Consider the following 17,420-nt stretch of genomic DNA (forward strand, 5'->3'; position numbering starts at 1 on the left):
GTACTCCACGGTGGACCCCAACAGCACAGGGTGACGTGTTGAGTCCGGAGAGTTCACCTCGAGGGGGGATGGGTAGCCTCGGGCACCGTGATCGTCCGCGTCGCCGTCGTGCCCCACCCCCCGTTGCTGGTGCCCGAGCTCGTGGGCGCGGACGACCCGACGGCGCGCCTGGTCCGCGAGGCGTGCCTGGACGCCGCCGCCGAGCTGGCGGCGGCCGCGCCCCGCTGGGTGGCGGTCGGCGCCGACCCCTCCGGACCGTCCGTCGTGGCCTCGGACCGGGCCGGCACCTTCGTCGGGTTCGGCGTGGACGTCGTCGTGGGCCTGTCCGACAAGGTGGCCGAGCCCGACCCCGCGCTGCCGCTGCCGGCGCTGGTTGCGGCGTGGTTACGCACCCGGGTGGGGGCCGAGGAGGTCGCCGTCCACCTGGTACCGCCCGACCTGCCGCCTGAGGACTGTCGTGCCTACGGCGAGCGCCTGGCCAGCGACCTGGCCGACCCGGCCCCCGTGGGCCTGCTGGTCCTCGGCGACGGTTCCCACCGCCACGGCGACCAGGCCGTCGGCCGCCCCGACCCCCGCGCCGCCTCGTTCGACGACGACGTGCACGCCGCCCTCAGCGCCGCCGACCCCGCCGCCCTGCTGGCCGTGGACGCCGCCCTGGCCCAGGAGTTGGGCGCCGTCGGCCGAGCCCCCTGGCAGGTCCTGGCCGCGACCGTGGCGGCGGACGCCCGCCGCTGGAAGCCGGCCGAGGCGAAGCTGCTGGTGCCCTTCGGGGTCGCCTACCACGTCGCGGTCTGGACGCCGGTCCGATGAGGCCGATCGCGGTCGTCGGCCCCACCGCGACCGGAAAGTCACAACTCGGTATCGCCCTCGCCGAGGCCCTCGACGGCGCCGTCGTCAACGCCGACGCGATGCAGCTCTACCGCGGGATGGACATCGGCACCGCCAAGGTCCCGGCCGCGGAGCGCCGAGCCGTGCCCCACCACCTCCTGGACGTCCTGGACGTCACCGAGACCGCGTCGGTCGCCGCCTACCAACGCGACGCCAGGTCGATCGTCGAGGACCTCCTGGCCAAGGGCCGCCGCCCCATCATCGTCGGCGGCTCGGGCCTGTACGTCCGAGCCGTCCTGGACGACCTGGAGTTCCCCGGGACCGACCCGGAGATCCGGGCGCGCCTGGAGTCGGAGCTGGCCGTGGCTGGCGCGCCCGCCCTGCACGATCGCCTCACGGTGCTGGACCCGGCCGCCGCCACCGCGATCCTGCCGGCCAACGGCCGCCGGATCGTGCGGGCGCTCGAGGTCATCGAGCTCACCGGCCGCCCGTTCTCCGCGACGATGCCGAGGCCGGGGCCCGCCCGGTGGGGGACGGTGCAACTCGGCCTGGACCTGGAGACGAGCGTCCTGGACGAGCGGGTGGACCGCCGCGTGGACCAGATGTTCGCCGCGGGGCTGGTCGAGGAGGTCCGTGAGCTGGAGGGGCGGGGGTTGCGGGAGGGCCGGACGGCGTCCCGGGCACTGGGCTACCAGCAGGTTTTGGAGGCTCTCGACGGTGCGCACGACCTCGCCGCCGCCGCCGAAGCCACGGCGAGAGCGACCCGCCGGTTCGTTCGGCGGCAACGCTCCTGGTTCCGCCGGGACGAGCGCGTCCACTGGCTGGACGCGACCCGGCCGGACCTGGTCGTCGCGGCGTTGTCCCTCGTCTGAGTTCCTCGTCTGGCCTTCCCCGAGTCTTTCCGCCGTCGGCAGCGGTCAGGGTTCGTTTCCGACTCCGCGCCGGCCTTTCTCGTGGCCAGGTGCCTACTTGGCCGTTCGCTTCGCTCCTGTTGTTGGCCCGCCTGGCTCCTCTCCGGCGCGCGCCTCGGGTGCCCGCCCCGGTCGCCCACTGCCACCGAGTCTTCCGTTCGCGATGGCGAGTTATCCACAGGTTGCTCCGTGCGCCCCGTTCACCCCCACGGGGCGATACGCTGGCAAGGCGGGACGCCCCCGGGAACGGGTGGGGGTTGTTCACTGGGGGCCGCGGCAAGCAACAGGTGTGTGTGGGGTTGTTTGCTGGCGGCGGCGGCAAGCACCAGGCGGGTCGGGTTGTTCGCTGGGGCGGCTGCAGGCGGGTGGGGAGAGACGGCTGGGGCTTGTCTGCGGGCGGCACTAGGCTGGTGACGTGCACATTTCGTTCCTCAAGGGGCATGGCACGGAGAACGACTTCGTCCTGTTGCCCGATGTCGACGCCGTCCTCGACCTGACGCCTGCTCGGGTGCGTGCCCTGTGCGACCGGCGCGCGGGCCTCGGTGCCGACGGGGTGTTGCGGGTCGTTCGGGCCAAGGCCGTCGAGGGGCGTCCGGGGGACGTGGACGACGACATGTGGTTCATGGACTACCGCAACGCCGACGGGTCCGTCGCCGAGATGTGTGGGAACGGGCTGCGCGTCTTCGCCCGGTACCTCCTCGACAGCGGACTGGTCGGCGAGCGCGAGTTCCCCGTCGGCACGCGGGCGGGGGTTCGGGCCGTTCGCGTCGACGGGAACGGTGAGGTCGCCATAGACATGGGGGCGGCGCGGGTAGGGGCCGACTCCTCCGTCACGACCGGAGGCCGGAGGTTCGCCGGCGTCGCGGTGGACGTCGGGAACCCGCACCTGGTCTGCATCGTTGACTCGTTGGACGACCTCGACCTGAGCGTGCCGCCCACCCATGACCGCGAACTGTTCCCCGACGGCGTGAACGTCGAGTTCGTAGTGGTGGACGGGCCCGAGCGGATCCGCATGCGCGTGCACGAGCGCGGCGTGGGCGAGACCCGCTCCTGCGGCACGGGCACGGTCGCGGCGGTCGCGGGCGTGCTGCACGCGCGGGGCGAAACCAGTGGCGCCGCCGACGTGCACGTTCCCGGGGGCTGTGTTCACGTCGCGATCAGCGGTAAAACGTCCACGCTCACCGGCCCCGCGGCATTCGTCGCTCGCGGGGAGGTGGACCTGACCTGGTGGAACGCTCTCGCCGAACGCGCGGAATAACTAGCTCGATTCGATTGCTGAACCATGCGACTATGCATTCAGCACATCGGACCAAACGGAGGGCTCCACCACGTGACAGAGAATCTCAATCAGCGGCAAACCGAAGACGGGTTGACTGACCTGGCTGAGCTCTCTGCGGGTGAACTCGAGCTCTCCGAACGCGCCGCTCTGCGGCGGGTCTCGGGCCTGTCGACCGAGCTCTCGGACATCACCGAGGTCGAGTACCGCCAGCTGCGCCTGGAGCGCGTCGTCCTGGTGGGCGTGTGGACCGAGGGCAGCGCCGAGCAGTCCGAGGCCTCCCTCACCGAGCTCGCCCGCCTCGCCGAGACCGCCGGCTCCGAGGTGCTCGACGGCCTCGTCCAGCGGCGCGACCGGCCCGACCCGGCCACCTACATCGGCTCCGGGAAGGTCGAAGAGCTCTCCGGGGTGGTCGCCGCCACGGGAGCGGACACGGTCATCTGCGACGGTGAGCTCTCGCCCTCCCAGCTGCGTCAGCTGGAGGCGAAGCTCAAGGTCAAGGTCATCGACCGGACGGCGCTGATCCTCGACATCTTCGCCCAGCACGCCCGCTCGAAGGAGGGCAAGGCCCAGGTCGAGCTGGCCCAGCTCCAGTACTTCCTGCCGCGACTGCGCGGTTGGGGTGAGGCGCTGTCCCGGCAGGCCGGTGGTCGCGCCGGCGGCGGCAACGGCGGTGTGGGTCTGCGCGGTCCCGGTGAGACCAAGCTGGAGACCGACCGCAGGCGCATCCGAGCCCGGATCTCCAAGCTCCGCAAGGAGATCACGGCCATGAGCACCGTGCTGGCCACCAAGCGTGGTCAGCGCAGGGCCAACGAGGTCCCCAGCGTCGCCATCGCCGGCTACACCAACGCCGGCAAGTCCAGCCTGCTCAACGCTCTGACCGGCGCCGGAGTCCTGGTGGAGGACGCGTTGTTCGCCACCCTGGACGCCACCACCCGGCGCACCACCACGCCCGACGGGCTGCCCTACACGCTCACCGACACCGTCGGCTTCGTCCGGCACCTGCCGCACCAGCTGGTCAACGCCTTCCGGTCCACCTTGGACGAGGTGGCCGAGTCCGACCTCATCCTGCACGTTGTGGACGGTTCCGACCCGAACCCCGAGTGGCAGGTCGAGGCGGTGCGCCAGGTACTCGGCGAGATCGCCGACCGGCGCGAGGAGCGGTTGCCGACCGAGCTGGTCGTGGTCAACAAGACCGATGCGACCAACGAGCTGGCCCTCACCCGCCTGCGGCACCTGCTGCCGGGCGCGGTGTTCGTCTCCGCCCACTCCGGCGCGGGGATCGGGGAGCTCCGCGAGCGGATCGCCGAGCTGCTGCCCCGGCCGAGCGTTGAGGTCGAGGTCCTCGTGCCCTACGCGCGCGGCGAGCTGGTCGCCCGCGTGCACCGGGAGGGTGAGGTCCTGACCGAGCGTCACACCGAGCAGGGCACGGTCCTGGCCGCCAAGGTCAAGGCCGACCTGGCCGGCATGCTGGAGAGCTTCTCGGTCAACGGCACGTCGGCCTGAGGCGTACCCACCCCGCTACCGTGGTCCCCGGATCGGGTCATGGAGGTGGCGGGGTGCGGGGTCTTCTTGTCGCGGCGTTCGCGCTGCCGGGGCTGGTTCTGCCGGCCCCGGCGGCCGCCGCCCAGCCCGCGGCGCCCACGGTCGCCTGCACGCTGGGCGACCCGCGGCTCAGCGAGCTGTCCGGGCTGGTCGCCGACGGCGAACGGTGGTACGCCGTCAACGACGGCGGGACGGCGGCGACCGTGCAGGTGCTCGGTCGAGACTGTGCCGTTCAGCGGGAGATCGTCGGCACCGTCGACCCCTACGACGTCGAGGACCTCGCGGTCGCGGGAGACGGCACGTTCTGGCTCGCCGACACCGGAGACAACGACCAGGACCGCGACACCGCCGCGCTGATCGCGCTGCGACCGGACGGCACGTCCACGTTGTACCGGCTCACCTACCCCGACGGCCCCCAGGACACCGAGGCGCTGCTCCTCGACGCCGAAGGCACGCCCTACCTGGTCACCAAGGCCCCGACCGGCACGGCGACGGTCTACCGGCCGGCCGCCGAGCTCGCCAGCCCGGGTCCGACGCCACTCGAACGGGTGGGCTCGGTGCGGATCGCCCCGACCCAGACGCCGGGCGGTCCGGTCCCGGGCGTCGTCGGTTCGGTCACCGTCACCGGCGGCGCCACCAGCCGAGACGGGCAGGTCATCGCGCTGCGGACGTACACCGACGCCTACCTGTGGCGGGTCGAGGGCACCGACGTGATGGGCGCCCTGAACGGCGACGCCGTCCGGGTGCCGCTGCCGAACGAAGCACAGGGCGAGGCCATCGCGTTCGAACCTGACGGAACGCTCGTGTCCGCCTCCGAGAACGTCGGCGAGCCGGTTCGGCTCGTCGCCGGAGCGGCGGAGCTGGTCGCGCCTCCGGAGCCCCCACCCTCCGAGCGCGGGCAGGAGGGTGTCGGGGCCGGCGGGGCGACCAGCGGCCGGTCGGGGGGAGCGGACGGGCTGCCCGCCGTTCCGGCCGCCGTGGTCACCCTCGTGCTGGTGGGAGGCGCGGTCCTGTTCTTCCGTCGCCGCGCGGCACGGCGTTAGGAGCGCGGACCGGGCTCAGAGGCGGCGCAGGACCGCGACGACCTTGCCGAGGATCGTGGCGTCGTCACCCGGGATGGGCTCGTAGGCCTCGTTGTGCGGCATCAGCCAGACGTGGCCGTCCTTGCGCTTGAACGTCTTCACGGTCGCCTCGCCGTCGATCATGGCGGCGACGATCTCCCCGTTGTCCGCGGTGGGCTGCTGGCGCACGACGACCCAGTCCTGGTCGGTGATGGCCGCGTCGACCATCGAGTCACCGGTCACCCTCAGCAGGAACAGCGACCCCTCGCCGACGATCTCCTTGGGCAGCGGGAACACGTCCTCCACCGCCTCCTCCGCCAGGATCGGACCGCCGGCCGCGATCCGGCCGAGCACCGGGACGTACGCCGCGCGCGGAGCGGTGTCGGTCTCGGTCGCGGCGATGGTGTCATCGTCTGCGCTGTCCGCCACCAGCGTCGCGGCCACGTCCGGCCCGGCCGGCACCGGGATCGCGTCGGGCGGCAGCACGCCGATCGCGCGGGGACGGTTCGGGTCGCGGCGCAGGTACCCCTTCTGCTCGAGCGCGCGCAGCTGGTAGGCGACCGAGGAGGTGGAGGTCAGCCCGACGGCCTCGCCGATCTCCCGGACGCTCGGCGGGTAGCCGAACCGTTCGACCCAGGTGCGGATCACCTCGAGCACTTCCCGCTGGCGGACCGGCAGTTCCGTATCGTCGCCGGCGTTGACTTCGGGAAGAGTGCGGAGGTTGCCCCGCAGCGGCTTCCGCTTGGGCACGCCCTTGGGGATTCCTCCGGGTTTGCGTGGCACTGCCTGCCTCCCTGCGCTCGGACCGTTGTCTCGATCCGCTGTGACTGTCCGTTTCAACTGCGACTTCGACGTTAACGGTCAGCCACGACGAGATCAAACACCTGTTCGACGACACGCCGTGTGGGTCTCGTTTTCTGTCGGTGCCCTGTGCTACAAATTCGCACGAAGGTTCGATCGAACGACTGTTCGACGTCGGGCGGTGTGCGAGAGCGGTACGGGAGGCAGTCATGAGCGTGACCGCGCACAGGACGGGGCGGGCCGAGCGGGGCGTGCCGGTCCAGCGAACGGCTGCCGCCGACCCGGTCAGGGTGCCCGCGCGGCGGGTCAGCGGGGGTGGGCGGGTCGGTCCGCCGAACCGGCGGGCGGCTGTGGGCGTGCCGCGGGTTGTCGCGCGGGGGGAGTGTGGGCCGCGGCAGCGCGTGTCGGTTCTGACGTTGGTCGCGGTGGGGGCGGCGATGTGTCTGGCTGTGGTGGGGGTCGGGACGTTGGCGAGTGCCGGGGCGGAGCCGGTGCCGGCGCGGACTGAGGTCGTGCGGGTGCAGCCGGGGGAGAGCTTGGCCGAGCTGGCCGCTCGGGTGGCACCGGGGAGTGATCCCGGAGCGGTCGTGGAGCGGATTCGGGAGTTGAACGGGGACCTTGTGGGCGGGGTGCGGCCGGGGCAGCCGCTTCATGTTCCGTCTGGTCGTTGACGGCGTGGGGTGAGCGGCTGGGACGGGGCGCGTTAGGGAGCGGTGGGGTCGTCGGCGACTGACTGGCGCGCAACGGTTGGTGCGGCGTCACTGGGTCGGCGCTACTGGTTCTTCGTGGATGTCCTCGCCGGACGGGCAGGTCTCCGGGATGCCGGGGGTTGTGGAGGTCGGGTTGCGGTTCGTTCGAGGGAGGCCCTGGCATCCCGTCGACCTCCCTGGAGGGCTATCACGCCGCGTCAAGGGGGGCGTGCCGTTGCTCGTGAGGGTTGGCGTGTGGTGTGCCCCCTTGACACGGCGCGATCGGGCTTCGCCAGGTCGACGGGATGCCAGGGGTCCCCTCCTGGGAGGGTGATCTTTGGTGAGGGCGTTCGGCTGGGGGTTGCCGGGGTTTGGCGGGTGGTTGGTCTGAAGTGGCTCGGCCAGTGTTCGGGTCCTGTTGGTTGTCTCGGTGAGTGCCTCCGCTCGTTGCTGTAGCGGTCACTGGTGCTGTCGGTGGTGCACGTCACCCGGAACCATGCTTCACGCCACCTTCGGGTCCGCTGGTTCGGGCGATGAAGTGAGGCCGGCGGGGTGGAGTTGGTTGGCTCGGGGCGGAGGGGTTGGCTGGGGCGCGGCCCGGCCAGCGTCGTCGTAGCTCGGTCAGCCGCCGGCATAGCTCGGCCGGTCGCCGGCGCGGCTCGGTGAGGGTGCGCGGCGTGGGGGTGGGCTGACTGAGGGTGGGCGTGGGGTCGAGCTTGGCTGCTGGAGGGTGGGGGCGTCCTCTTTTCTTGGGCGACGCGCCGGGGGGACCGGGGTGGCTCCGCGTGTCGCGGTGGCGCGACTTGCATCATGTGGCGTCTGGGCATACGGTCGACCCCAACATCTAGTAGTTACATCGCTGTAGTTAGTCCACAGGTTGGGTGGCCCTTGTCCACGGGTTGTCCACTGGGCATCCACAAGATGATCACCAATGGTGGGTTGGCGCGCGGCGTGTGAGGTTGAGGGGGTGAGCGGTATGCGGTGTCCGTTCTGCCGTCACTCCGACTCGAGGGTCGTCGACTCGCGTGAGGTGGATGAGGGGCAGGTCATTCGGCGGCGGCGCTCGTGTGCCAGCTGTAGTCGGCGGTTCACGACCGTCGAGGAGGCGGTGCTCGCGGTCGTGAAGCGGTCGGGCGTCACGGAGCCGTTCAGTCGCGAGAAGGTCGTCACGGGGGTTCGGCGGGCTTGTCAGGGGCGGCCGGTCAACGAGGACGACCTGCAGCAGCTGGCGCAGCGGGTCGAGGACGCGATCCGGTCCACCGGGGCCGCCGAGATCCCGAGCCACGAGGTGGGGCTGGCGATCCTCGGGCCGCTTCGGGAGTTGGACGAGGTCGCCTACCTGCGCTTCGCCAGCGTCTACCGCTCCTTCTCCTCCATCGAGGACTTCGAGAAGGAGATCGCCGGGCTGCGGGCGGCCATGGCGAAGAAGGCGGAGCGCGAGGGGACATGAGTCGGAGTAGGCGGCGCGCGGTGCGGGTGTCCACACCAGGACACGCGGCACCAGGGCAGGGCAAGGCAGTTGCGGGAACTCATCGGGCGGTGCACCCGGTGGCAGGTGTGGGGCGAGCGAACAACGAGGGAGAGGGACCGGTCATGACGGAAACCGTCGACACGTCGAAGAGTGAGCTGACAGGCCGAGGGCTCACCGTGCGGCGGGTGTTCACCACCGAGGGTGTGCACCCCTACGACGAGGTGACCTGGGAACAGCGCGACGTCGTGATGACGAACTGGCGCGACGGTTCGGTGAACTTCGAGCAGCGGGGTGTGGAGTTCCCCAGCTTCTGGTCGGTCAACGCGACGAACATCGTCACCAGCAAGTACTTCCGGGGAGCCGTGGGCACCCCAGTGCGTGAGCACTCGCTCAAGCAGCTGATCGACCGCGTTGTGAAGACCTATGTGGACGCCGGCACCCAGCACGGCTACTTCGCGACGCCGAAGGACGCCGAGGTCTTCTCCCACGAGCTCACCTGGATGCTCATGCGCCAGGTCTTCAGCTTCAACTCGCCGGTCTGGTTCAACGTCGGCACCTCCTCGCCCCAGCAGGTGTCGGCCTGTTTCATCCTCGCCGTCGACGACACGATGGACTCGATCCTGAACTGGTACCGCGAGGAAGGCCTGATCTTCAAGGGCGGCTCCGGCGCCGGGCTCAACCTCTCCCGCATCCGCTCGTCGAAGGAGCTGCTCTCCTCCGGCGGCACCGCCTCCGGTCCCGTCTCGTTCATGCGCGGTGCCGACGCCTCGGCCGGCACGATCAAGTCCGGGGGTGCCACCCGGCGTGCCGCGAAGATGGTCGTGCTCGACGTCGACCACCCGGACGTCGAGGAGTTCATCGAGACCAAGGCCAAGGAGGAGCGGAAGATCCGGGTCCTGCGCGACGCCGGCTTCGACATGGACCTCGGCGGCGCCGACATCACCTCCGTGCAGTATCAGAACGCCAACAACTCGATCCGGGTCTCCGACGAGTTCATGCACGCCGTCGAGGCCGGCAACGAGTTCGGGCTGCGGGCCCGCATCACCGGCGAGGTGATCGAGCGGATCGACGCCAAGTCCCTTTTCCGCAAGATGGCCCAGGCCGCGTGGGAGTGTGCCGACCCGGGCGTGCAGTACGACGACACGATCAACGACTGGCACACCTGCCCGGAGTCGGGTCGGATCACCGCCTCCAACCCGTGCAGCGAGTACCTCCACCTGGACAACTCCAGCTGCAACCTGGCGTCGCTGAACCTGATGAAGTTCCTGCGCGAGGACGGCACCTTCGACGCCGAGCTGTTCTCCCGCGCGGTCGAGCTCGTCATCACCGCGATGGACATCTCGATCTGCTTCGCCGACTTCCCGACCGAGCCGATCGGCGAGACCACCCGCAAGTTCCGCCAGCTGGGCATCGGCTACGCCAACCTGGGCGCCCTGCTGATGGCGACCGGCCACGCCTACGACTCCGAGGGTGGCCGGGCGCTCGCGGCCGGCATCAGCTCGCTGATGACCGGCACCGCCTACCGGCGCTCCGCCGAGCTCGCCGGCGTCGTCGGCGCCTACAAGGGATACGCCCGCAACGCCGAGGCGCACCAGCGGGTCATGCGCAAGCACGCCGCGGCCAACGACCTCATCCGCACCTACCACCACAACGACGCGGCCGTGCACCGGCTGGCCACCCAGGAGTGGCAGCGTGGCATGCAGATCGGCATGGCCAACGGCTGGCGCAACGCCCAGGCCTCGGTGATCGCGCCCACCGGCACCATCGGCCTGATGATGGACTGCGACACCACCGGGATCGAGCCCGACCTGGCGCTGGTGAAGTTCAAGAAGCTGGTCGGCGGCGGGTCGATGCAGATCGTCAACCAGACGGTGCCGCGTGCGCTCAAGGCGTTGGGGTACCAGGACGAGCAGATCGAGGCGATCGTCGAGTACGTCGCCGAGCACGGCCACGTCGTGGACGCGCCCGGCCTGCGTCGCGAGCACTACGAGGTGTTCGACTGCGCGATGGGCGAGCGCTCGATCGCCCCCATGGGGCACGTGCGGATGATGGCCGCGGTGCAGCCGTTCGTCTCCGGCGCGATCTCCAAGACCGTGAACATGCCGGAGTCGGCCACCATCGAGGACGTCGAGCAGATCTACTACGAGGGCTGGAAGCTGGGCCTCAAGGCGCTCGCGATCTATCGCGACAACTGCAAGGTCGGCCAGCCGCTGTCGGCCGGCAAGGGCACCAAGAAGGACGCCGAGCCCGAGAAGGTCATCGAGTACCGGCCGGTCCGCAAGCGCTTGCCGAAGAAGCGTCCGTCGCAGACCGTCTCGTTCACCGTCGGCGGCGCGGAGGGCTACCTGCACGCCGGCTCCTACCCCGATGACGGCCTCGGCGAGATCTTCGTCAAGCTCGGCAAGCAGGGCTCCACGTTGGCCGGTGTCATGGACGCGTTCTCGATGTCCATCTCGGTCGGTCTGCAGTACGGCATCCCGCTCGAGTTCTACGTCTCGAAGTTCCAGAACCTCCGCTTCGAGCCGGCCGGGATGACCGACGACCCGGACGTCCGGATCGCGACCAGCGTGCTGGACTACCTGTTCCGCCGCCTCGCGCTGGACTACCTGCCCTACGAGAAGCGAGCCCAGCTCGGCGTCTTCACCGCTGACGAGCGGGCGGCCCAGGTCAACGCCGACTACGCCAGTGCGCCCGACGTCGACCTGGAAGGGCTGCGGACCTCTGTGGACGCCACGCCCCGCCCCGCGGTCGAGGAGTCCGCGCAGAGCAAGCCGGAGCTCACCGAGGCACACAGCTCGACCGAGCTGCTGGAACTCCACCTCGGCAAGGCGGCCGACGCCCCGCTGTGCATGACCTGCGGGACGAAGATGCGCCCCGCCGGGTCGTGCTACGTCTGCGAGGGTTGCGGCTCCACCTCCGGCTGCAGCTGACCCTTCCGGTGGTGGGGCCGCCCCCTGGTCGGCCCCACCACCGTTTCGGTTCCCCCTGGTTGGCATCGTTTGGACCTTCGTCGTCGTCGGGTGTGGTGATGCTGTGTCACCACCATGACGAAGCGAGGGGGTGGGGATGTGACAGGGGGATGGCTGACTAGAATCTTGTTCTAGAAGAAGGTTCTGGTTAGAGTCACGGCCATGCGGACTGCTGTGGTGACCGGCGGCAACCGGGGAATCGGGTACGCGGTGGCGGAGTCCCTGCGTGACAAGGGCTTCCGCGTGGTCGCCCTCGTCCGGGACCCGACGGCGGCTGACCGGGTCCGCGACGCGCTCGGTGTGGACGTGGTGCCGGGCGACCTGTCCAGTGCGCGGACGGTCGCCGCGGCGGCGGACGCGCTGCGGACGGAGTGCCCGACCATCGACGTGCTTGTGCACAACGCCGGGCTGTGGCCCACGTCGCCGCGGCACAACGAGGACGGGCTCGAGCTGGCGTTCGCGGTCAACCACCTCGCTCCGTTCCAGCTCAACCTCGCCCTCGAGGACCGGCTGCGGACGGTGGTCCAGGTCAGCGCGGGGCTGTACGTCAAGGGCAGGGTCGACCCCGACCGCACCCCCACCGGGAAGGACTTCCACCGCATCCGCACCTACTGCGACACCAAGCTCGCGAACCTGCTGCTGCTCCCGCTGTTCGCGCGGCGCTGGCAGGACGCCGGCATCAGCGTGAACGCGGTCCACCCGGGCGTGATCCGCACGCGGCTCGGCGACCCGGGCGGTCCGCTGGGGCTGGTGCTCAGGCTCGTGAAGCGGACCTGGCAGCCGCCGGAAGCGGGGGCGAGGCCGGTGGTGCGGCTGGCCGACCCCGACGGGCTCACCGGCCGGTACTTCGAGGTGGACGAGGAGAAGCCGGGGCCCGCCGACGAGGACCTGGCCCAACGGCTCTGGCGCCAGGCCGTCGAGCTGACCGGTGCCCGCGATGCCGGTTAGGCAGCGTCGCGGCCGGGAGACGGCCGACCGGCTACTCGACGCCGCCTTGGCGGTGCACGAGTCGTCCGGTCGGGACGGGTTCACCGTGCAGGCGGTGCTGGCCGCGAGCGGGGTGAGCCTGGGGAGCCTGTACCACCACTTCGGCAGCGTCGACGGGCTGGCCGGCGCGCTGTACGCCCGGTGCATGGGTGAGCTGCTGGACGAGATCGCGGCGGCCTGCGAGCGGGCTCGGACCGCGCGGGGCGGGGTGCGCGCGGTCGTCCTCGCCTACCTCGAGTTCGTCGTCGAACACCCGGACCGGGCTCGGTTCATCCACGCCTCGGCCTACGCCAGCTACCTCCCGGCCCACGCCGAGGCGATCGAGGCCGTGAAGGCGCCGAGGATGCGGCGGATCCGCGCCTGGCTGGCCCCGCACGTCGCCGCCGGGTCGATCGTCGACCTGCCGGACCCGCTGCTCGAGATGCTCCTGATCGGTCCGGTCGCCGAGCTCTCCCGCCGCTGGCTCGCCGGCGCCGTCGACCTCCACCCGAGCAGGGCCGCCCGCCTGCTCCCCGACCGCGTCTGGGCGTCGCTAAGCACCTGAGGGCAGCTGGAACACCCCGGCCAGCGCCGCCGCCACCGCAGCCTCCGCGGCCTGCTCGGCCACGCCGGCGTCGAGCGGCTCGCGGGTGATGAACAGCCGGTGGAACAGCGGCGCCACCACCGCCCGCACCACCGCTGCCGCGTCCGTCCCCGCCGGAAGCTCACCGCGGTCGACCGCCCTGCTCACGATCACCTCCGAGCGGGCGTTGCGGTCGGCGTAGAACCCGCGCAGTGCCTCGGCGGCCCGCGGCGACTGGAACGAGGCGGCGACGACCGCGGCCGACGCCGCGCCCTGGGCCGGGTCGGCGAAGGAGCGGTGCACCTCGGCGGCCAGCGCCCGGCAGTCACCGGCGAAACCGCCGGTGTCCGGAGGCTGCCAGCCGTCCTCGCCGGCGAGGTCCAGCGCGTCGACGACCAGCCCGTCGACCCCACCCCACCTGCGGTACACCGTGGTCCGGTGCACGCCGGAGCGTTCGGCGACACCGTCGACGGTCAGGCCGCGGTAGCCGTGCGCGGCGAGCTCGGCCAGGGTCGCGTCCCGCACCGCGGCCCGCGTGCGTGCGGTCCGACCCCCCGGACGGGCCGAGCCGAAATCGGGTTGTGTCGCCGGCGAGGACATGGCAGCATACTAATGCAACTTGAGTCGCATTAAGGAGTTGGCCGACATGGACTTCTGAGACATCCCCCGAAATCGGTCCGGGCTGTCTTGGAGGTGCTGTGCCTACTCAGTTGACCCTGCGCGACGTGCGCAAGTCCTTCGGTGAGCGGTTGTTGTTCGACGGTGTGTCGCTCGCGGTGCGTCCCGGCGAGCGCGTCGGCGTCGTCGGCGAGAACGGCTCCGGCAAGTCCACGCTGCTGCGCCTGCTCGCCGGGCGGGAACGTCCCGACGAGGGCGAGGTCGTCGTCGTGGCGTCCGGTCTCGGCTATCTCGGCCAGACCCCGGAGCTGGCGCCCGATCAGACGGTCGGCGACGCGATCGACAACGCCCTCGCGGACCTGCGCGCCATGGAACGGCGGATGCGGGAACTGGAGTCCGTGCTCGATGACCCGGCATGCCCGCCCGCCGAGCTGGCGGAGTACGGCGACCTGCTGACCGCCTTCGAGCTGCGTGACGGCTACCAGGCCGACGCTCGGGTGGACTGGGCCCGGCACGCGCTCGGCCTCGCCGCCATCGGCCGTGACCGTCGGCTCGGCACGCTGTCCGGCGGCGAACAGGCGCGGTTGGGCCTGGCCTGCCTGCTGGCCGCGGCGCCGGAGGTGATGCTGCTCGACGAGCCGACCAACCACCTCGACGCCGCGGCGCTCGGCTGGCTCGAGGACCGCCTGCGCGCCCACCGGGGCACCGTCGTCGCCGTCTCCCACGACCGCGTGTTCCTCGAACGTGTGGCGACCGCGATCGTCGAGGTCGACGGCGACCGTGCCTCGTTGACCCGGCACGGCGAGGGCTACCGCGGCTACCTGTCCGCCAAGGCCGCGGCACGCCACCGTTGGGAGCAGTCCTACCGGCGCTGGTGTGCGGAGGTCGAGGAGCTGACCGAGTTCGCGGCGACCACGGCGCACCGCGTCGCACCCGGTCGGGAGATGAAGGACCGCAACAAGGTCTCCTACTCCCGCCACGGCGCCCGGGTGCAGAGCTCGGTCTCCAGCCGGGTGCGCAACGCCCAGGAGCGGCTGCGGCGCCTGCACGCGACGGCGGTCCCGCGTCCACCGGATCCGCTCCGACTCACCGCCGACCTCTCCGGCGGCTCAGCGGGAGCCGGCGTCGAGCTGCGCGGCGTGCGGGTCGGGGAGCGGCTGCGGGTTCCCGAGTTCGCGGTGGGCGGTCGGCAGCGGGTGCTCGTGCACGGGCCGAACGGCGCCGGCAAGACCACGCTGCTGCGCGTCCTCGCCGGCGCGCTCGAGCCGGACGAGGGCTCCGTCGTGCGGCGGGGGCGGATCGGCTACCTCGCCCAGGAGGTCTCGCCCGACCATCCGCGCCGCACGCTGCTCGCGGCGTTCGGCGCCGGCCGGCCGGGCACCCCGGAGGAGCACGCGGAGCGGCTGTGCTCGCTCGGACTGTTCCGCCGGGCCGACCTGACCGTGCCGGTCGGCGTGCTCTCGGCCGGCCAGCGGCGGCGCCTCAGCCTCGCGCGGCTGGTGACCGGCCGGGCAGACCTGCTGCTGCTCGACGAACCGGCCAACCACCTCTCGCTCACACTGGTCGAGGAGCTCGAGACGGCCGTCGACGAGTTCCCGGGCGCTCTGGTCGTGGTCTCGCACGACCGCGCGCTGCGCCGCCGGTTCCGGGGCAGCCAGGTGGAGCTCGTCGCCGGCCGGCTCGTCAGCTGAACCGCTCCCAGAGGAACTCGAACACCAGGCCCCACTTGAACGCCAACTGCTCGTTGTCCGCGGCGCCGCCGTGGCCGCCCTCGATGTTCTCGTAGTAGCGCACGTCGTAGCCGAGCTCGCGCAGCCGGGCCACCATCTTCCTGGCGTGCCCGGGGTGCACCCGGTCGTCGCGGGTGGAGGTCAGGATGAACGTGGGCGGGTACTGCTGTCCGCTTCGGACGTTCTGGTAGGGCGAGTACTCCCGCAGGAACTCCCAGTCCGCCGGCTCGTCGGGGTCCCCGTACTCCGCCATCCAGGAGGCCCCGGCGAGCAGGCGGTGGTAGCGGCGCATGTCCAGCAGCGGCACCTGGCACACGATCGCGCCGAACAGCTCGGGGTAGCGGGTGAGCATGACGCCCATCAGCAGCCCGCCGTTGGACCCGCCATGGATCGCGAGGCGCTCCGGTCGGGTGATTCCGCGGGCGACCAGGTCGCGGGCGACCGCGGCGAAGTCCTCGTAGACCCGCAGCCGTTGCTCGCGCAGCACCGAGCTGTGCCACGTCGGCCCGTACTCGCCGCCGCCGCGGATGTTGGCGACGACGTAGGTCCCGCCCCGGGCGAGCCAGCCGCGCCCGATCACGCCGCTGTAGCTCGGGGTGAGCGAGACCTCGAACCCGCCGTAGCCGTAGAGCATGGTCGGTCCGTCCGCGTCCGGGCGTCGCACCACGAAGTACGGGATCCGCGTGCCGTCCTCGGAGGTCGCGAAGTGCTGGGCCACCTCCAGCCCCTCGGCGTCGAAGAACGCCGGGGCCCGCTTGAGCACCTCGACCCCGCCGCCGATCTCGCCGCGGTAGAGCGTGGCCGGTTGGGTGTAGCCGCTCGCGTTGAGCAGGTACTCGTCGTCGAGGTCCGGGCTCGTGTCCAGCACGTCGGCCGCGCCGACCTCGGGTGCCCCCGCGAGTGGTGCGCGGGTCCAGCCCGAGGGCCCGGGGGTGAGCACCTCGAAGCGGCTCTTGACGTCGACCAGCGTCGCCACGACCAGGTGGTTGCGGGTCCAGGTGTGATAGGCGAGCGAGGTGTGCTCGTCGGGCGAGAACAGCACGTCGAGCTCGCGCCGACCGGCCAGGAAGTCGTCGAACCGGGCCGCGAGCAGCGAGCCGGCGGGATGGGTCACCTTCCCGACCGTCCACTCCGACCGGATGCTGACCAGCAGCCACTCCCGGTGCACGGAGGTCTCCGCGTCCTCGGGTACATCCACCCGGACCAGGCCGTCGGCGGTCCGCAGGTACTTCTCCCGGCGGTAGAAGTCCAGGCTGCGGTAGACGAAGTCGCGTTCGAACCCCTTGGTGGGGTCGTGGAAGGCGCCCGCGGAGACGTCGTCGGGCTTGCCCTCGAACACCGTCGTCGCCTCGGCGAGCGGGGTACCGCGCCGCCACTCCTTGGCAACCCGGGGGTAGCCGGAGGTGGTCAGCGAGCCCTCCCCGAAGTCCGTGCCGACGTAGACGCGGTCCTCGTCGATCCAGCCGACCTGGCTCTTGGCCTCCGGCAGCGAGAAGCCGTCCTCGACGAACGACAGCGCGACGAGGTCGAACTCCCGCACCACCGCCGCGTCCGCGCCGCCGCGGGACAGCTCGACCAGCGCCCGGTGGTACCCGGGTCGCAGCACGGTGGCGCCCTGCCACACCCAGCTCTCGCCCTCCGCGGCGGCCAGCGCGTCGACGTCGAGCACGACCTCCCACTCGGGCTCGGCGCTCCGGTAGGACTCGAGCGTGGTGCGCCGCCACAGCCCGCGCGGGTGCTGCGCGTCCTGCCAGAAGTTGTACAGGTGCTCGCCGCGCCGCCGCACGTACGGGATGCGGTCCTCGGCGTCGAGCACCTCGCGGACCTCGTCGCGCAGGCCGGCGAAGCGGGGCGCGCCGGTCAGCTCGGCGACGGTCTCGGCGTTGCGCGCGCGGACCCAGTCCAGCGCGGTCTCCCCGGTGACCTCCTCGAGCCAGAGGTACGGGTCGTCATCGGTCATGCCCCGAGTCTG

General features: G+C 71.5%; 13 protein-coding genes. 10 read left to right on the plus strand and 3 right to left on the minus strand.

The genetic code is table 11. From position 1 onward, the window contains the following. Positions 1-87: 87 nt before the first annotated feature. The 5 genes from BU204_RS14315 (at position 88) to BU204_RS14335 (ending at position 5,603) form a co-directional block, all read left to right on the plus strand. Positions 88-810: a class III extradiol ring-cleavage dioxygenase family protein gene (locus BU204_RS14315; protein ID WP_075126149.1), complete on the plus strand. Its 723-nt coding sequence runs from the start codon at positions 88-90 to the stop codon at positions 808-810. Continuing rightward, entirely contained in the window at positions 807-1,700 is an 894-nt protein-coding gene (gene miaA / locus BU204_RS14320; RefSeq protein ID WP_075126150.1) for a tRNA (adenosine(37)-N6)-dimethylallyltransferase MiaA, read from the plus strand. The genes BU204_RS14315 and miaA overlap by 4 nt, the downstream gene beginning before the upstream one ends. A 454-nt stretch (positions 1,701-2,154) precedes the next feature. Beyond that, positions 2,155-2,997, plus strand: a complete 843-nt coding sequence (dapF, locus tag BU204_RS14325; RefSeq protein WP_075126151.1) for a diaminopimelate epimerase — start codon at positions 2,155-2,157, stop codon at positions 2,995-2,997. 72 nt (positions 2,998-3,069) lie between these two features. Next, positions 3,070-4,521: a GTPase HflX gene (hflX, locus tag BU204_RS14330; RefSeq protein WP_075126152.1), complete on the plus strand. Its 1,452-nt coding sequence runs from the start codon at positions 3,070-3,072 to the stop codon at positions 4,519-4,521. Positions 4,522-4,574: 53 nt separating this feature from the next. Continuing rightward, the gene (locus BU204_RS14335; protein ID WP_075126153.1) at positions 4,575-5,603 is read left to right on the plus strand and encodes an esterase-like activity of phytase family protein; all 1,029 of its coding nucleotides are present in this window, start codon (positions 4,575-4,577) and stop codon (positions 5,601-5,603) included. A gap of 15 nt (positions 5,604-5,618) precedes the next feature. Here the strand turns inward: BU204_RS14335 and lexA are convergent, their stop codons facing one another. After that, the gene (lexA, locus tag BU204_RS14340; protein WP_198942876.1) at positions 5,619-6,353 is read right to left on the minus strand and encodes a transcriptional repressor LexA; all 735 of its coding nucleotides are present in this window, start codon (positions 6,351-6,353) and stop codon (positions 5,619-5,621) included. A gap of 1,734 nt (positions 6,354-8,087) precedes the next feature. Here lexA and nrdR point away from each other — a divergent pair. The 4 genes from nrdR to BU204_RS14365 all read left to right on the plus strand — a co-directional run bounded on the left by nrdR (position 8,088) and on the right by BU204_RS14365 (position 13,082). Continuing rightward, a complete protein-coding gene (gene nrdR / locus BU204_RS14350) occupies positions 8,088-8,561 on the plus strand; it encodes a transcriptional regulator NrdR (RefSeq protein ID WP_075126211.1) in 474 nt (157 codons plus the stop codon). Positions 8,562-8,704: 143 nt separating this feature from the next. Next, complete coding sequence (locus tag BU204_RS14355) at positions 8,705-11,512, plus strand: vitamin B12-dependent ribonucleotide reductase (RefSeq protein ID WP_075126154.1); 2,808 nt, start codon at positions 8,705-8,707, stop codon at positions 11,510-11,512. Between the two features lie 201 nt (positions 11,513-11,713). Beyond that, entirely contained in the window at positions 11,714-12,499 is a 786-nt protein-coding gene (locus BU204_RS14360) for an SDR family NAD(P)-dependent oxidoreductase (RefSeq protein WP_075126155.1), read from the plus strand. Then, positions 12,489-13,082, plus strand: a complete 594-nt coding sequence (locus BU204_RS14365) for a TetR/AcrR family transcriptional regulator (protein WP_075126212.1) — start codon at positions 12,489-12,491, stop codon at positions 13,080-13,082. Before BU204_RS14360 ends, BU204_RS14365 begins: the two co-directional genes overlap by 11 nt. On the opposite strand, the gene BU204_RS14370 is transcribed toward BU204_RS14365, so the two are convergent. Continuing rightward, a complete protein-coding gene (locus BU204_RS14370) occupies positions 13,071-13,700 on the minus strand; it encodes a TetR/AcrR family transcriptional regulator (RefSeq protein WP_075126156.1) in 630 nt (209 codons plus the stop codon). The genes BU204_RS14365 and BU204_RS14370 overlap by 12 nt on opposite strands. A 98-nt stretch (positions 13,701-13,798) precedes the next feature. Here BU204_RS14370 and abc-f point away from each other — a divergent pair, with 98 nt between their 5' ends. Beyond that, positions 13,799-15,409 carry a ribosomal protection-like ABC-F family protein gene (gene abc-f, locus BU204_RS14375; protein WP_075126157.1) on the plus strand — a complete coding sequence of 537 codons (1,611 nt, stop codon included), beginning with the start codon at positions 13,799-13,801 and terminating at the stop codon, positions 15,407-15,409. On the opposite strand, the gene BU204_RS14380 is transcribed toward abc-f, so the two are convergent. Continuing rightward, a complete protein-coding gene (locus BU204_RS14380) occupies positions 15,402-17,408 on the minus strand; it encodes a prolyl oligopeptidase family serine peptidase (RefSeq protein WP_075126158.1) in 2,007 nt (668 codons plus the stop codon). The genes abc-f and BU204_RS14380 overlap by 8 nt on opposite strands. Positions 17,409-17,420 lie beyond the last annotated feature (12 nt).

Origin of the sequence: Actinophytocola xanthii (assembly GCF_001921205.1) — a bacterium.
Classification (GTDB): domain Bacteria; phylum Actinomycetota; class Actinomycetes; order Mycobacteriales; family Pseudonocardiaceae; genus Actinophytocola; species Actinophytocola xanthii.

What these genes read in the sequence shown, in the direction of transcription:
- miaA (WP_075126150.1), top strand. Translation starts at nt 807, where the DNA reads ATGAGGCCGATCGCGGTCGTCGGCCCCACCGCGACCGGAAAGTCACAA.
- nrdR (WP_075126211.1), top strand. Translation starts at nt 8,088, where the DNA reads ATGCGGTGTCCGTTCTGCCGTCACTCCGACTCGAGGGTCGTCGACTCG.
- BU204_RS14355 (WP_075126154.1), top strand. Translation starts at nt 8,705, where the DNA reads ATGACGGAAACCGTCGACACGTCGAAGAGTGAGCTGACAGGCCGAGGG.
- BU204_RS14360 (WP_075126155.1), top strand. Translation starts at nt 11,714, where the DNA reads ATGCGGACTGCTGTGGTGACCGGCGGCAACCGGGGAATCGGGTACGCG.
- BU204_RS14365 (WP_075126212.1), top strand. Translation starts at nt 12,489, where the DNA reads ATGCCGGTTAGGCAGCGTCGCGGCCGGGAGACGGCCGACCGGCTACTC.
- BU204_RS14370 (WP_075126156.1), bottom strand. Translation starts at nt 13,700, where the DNA reads ATGTCCTCGCCGGCGACACAACCCGATTTCGGCTCGGCCCGTCCGGGG.
- BU204_RS14380 (WP_075126158.1), bottom strand. Translation starts at nt 17,408, where the DNA reads ATGACCGATGACGACCCGTACCTCTGGCTCGAGGAGGTCACCGGGGAG.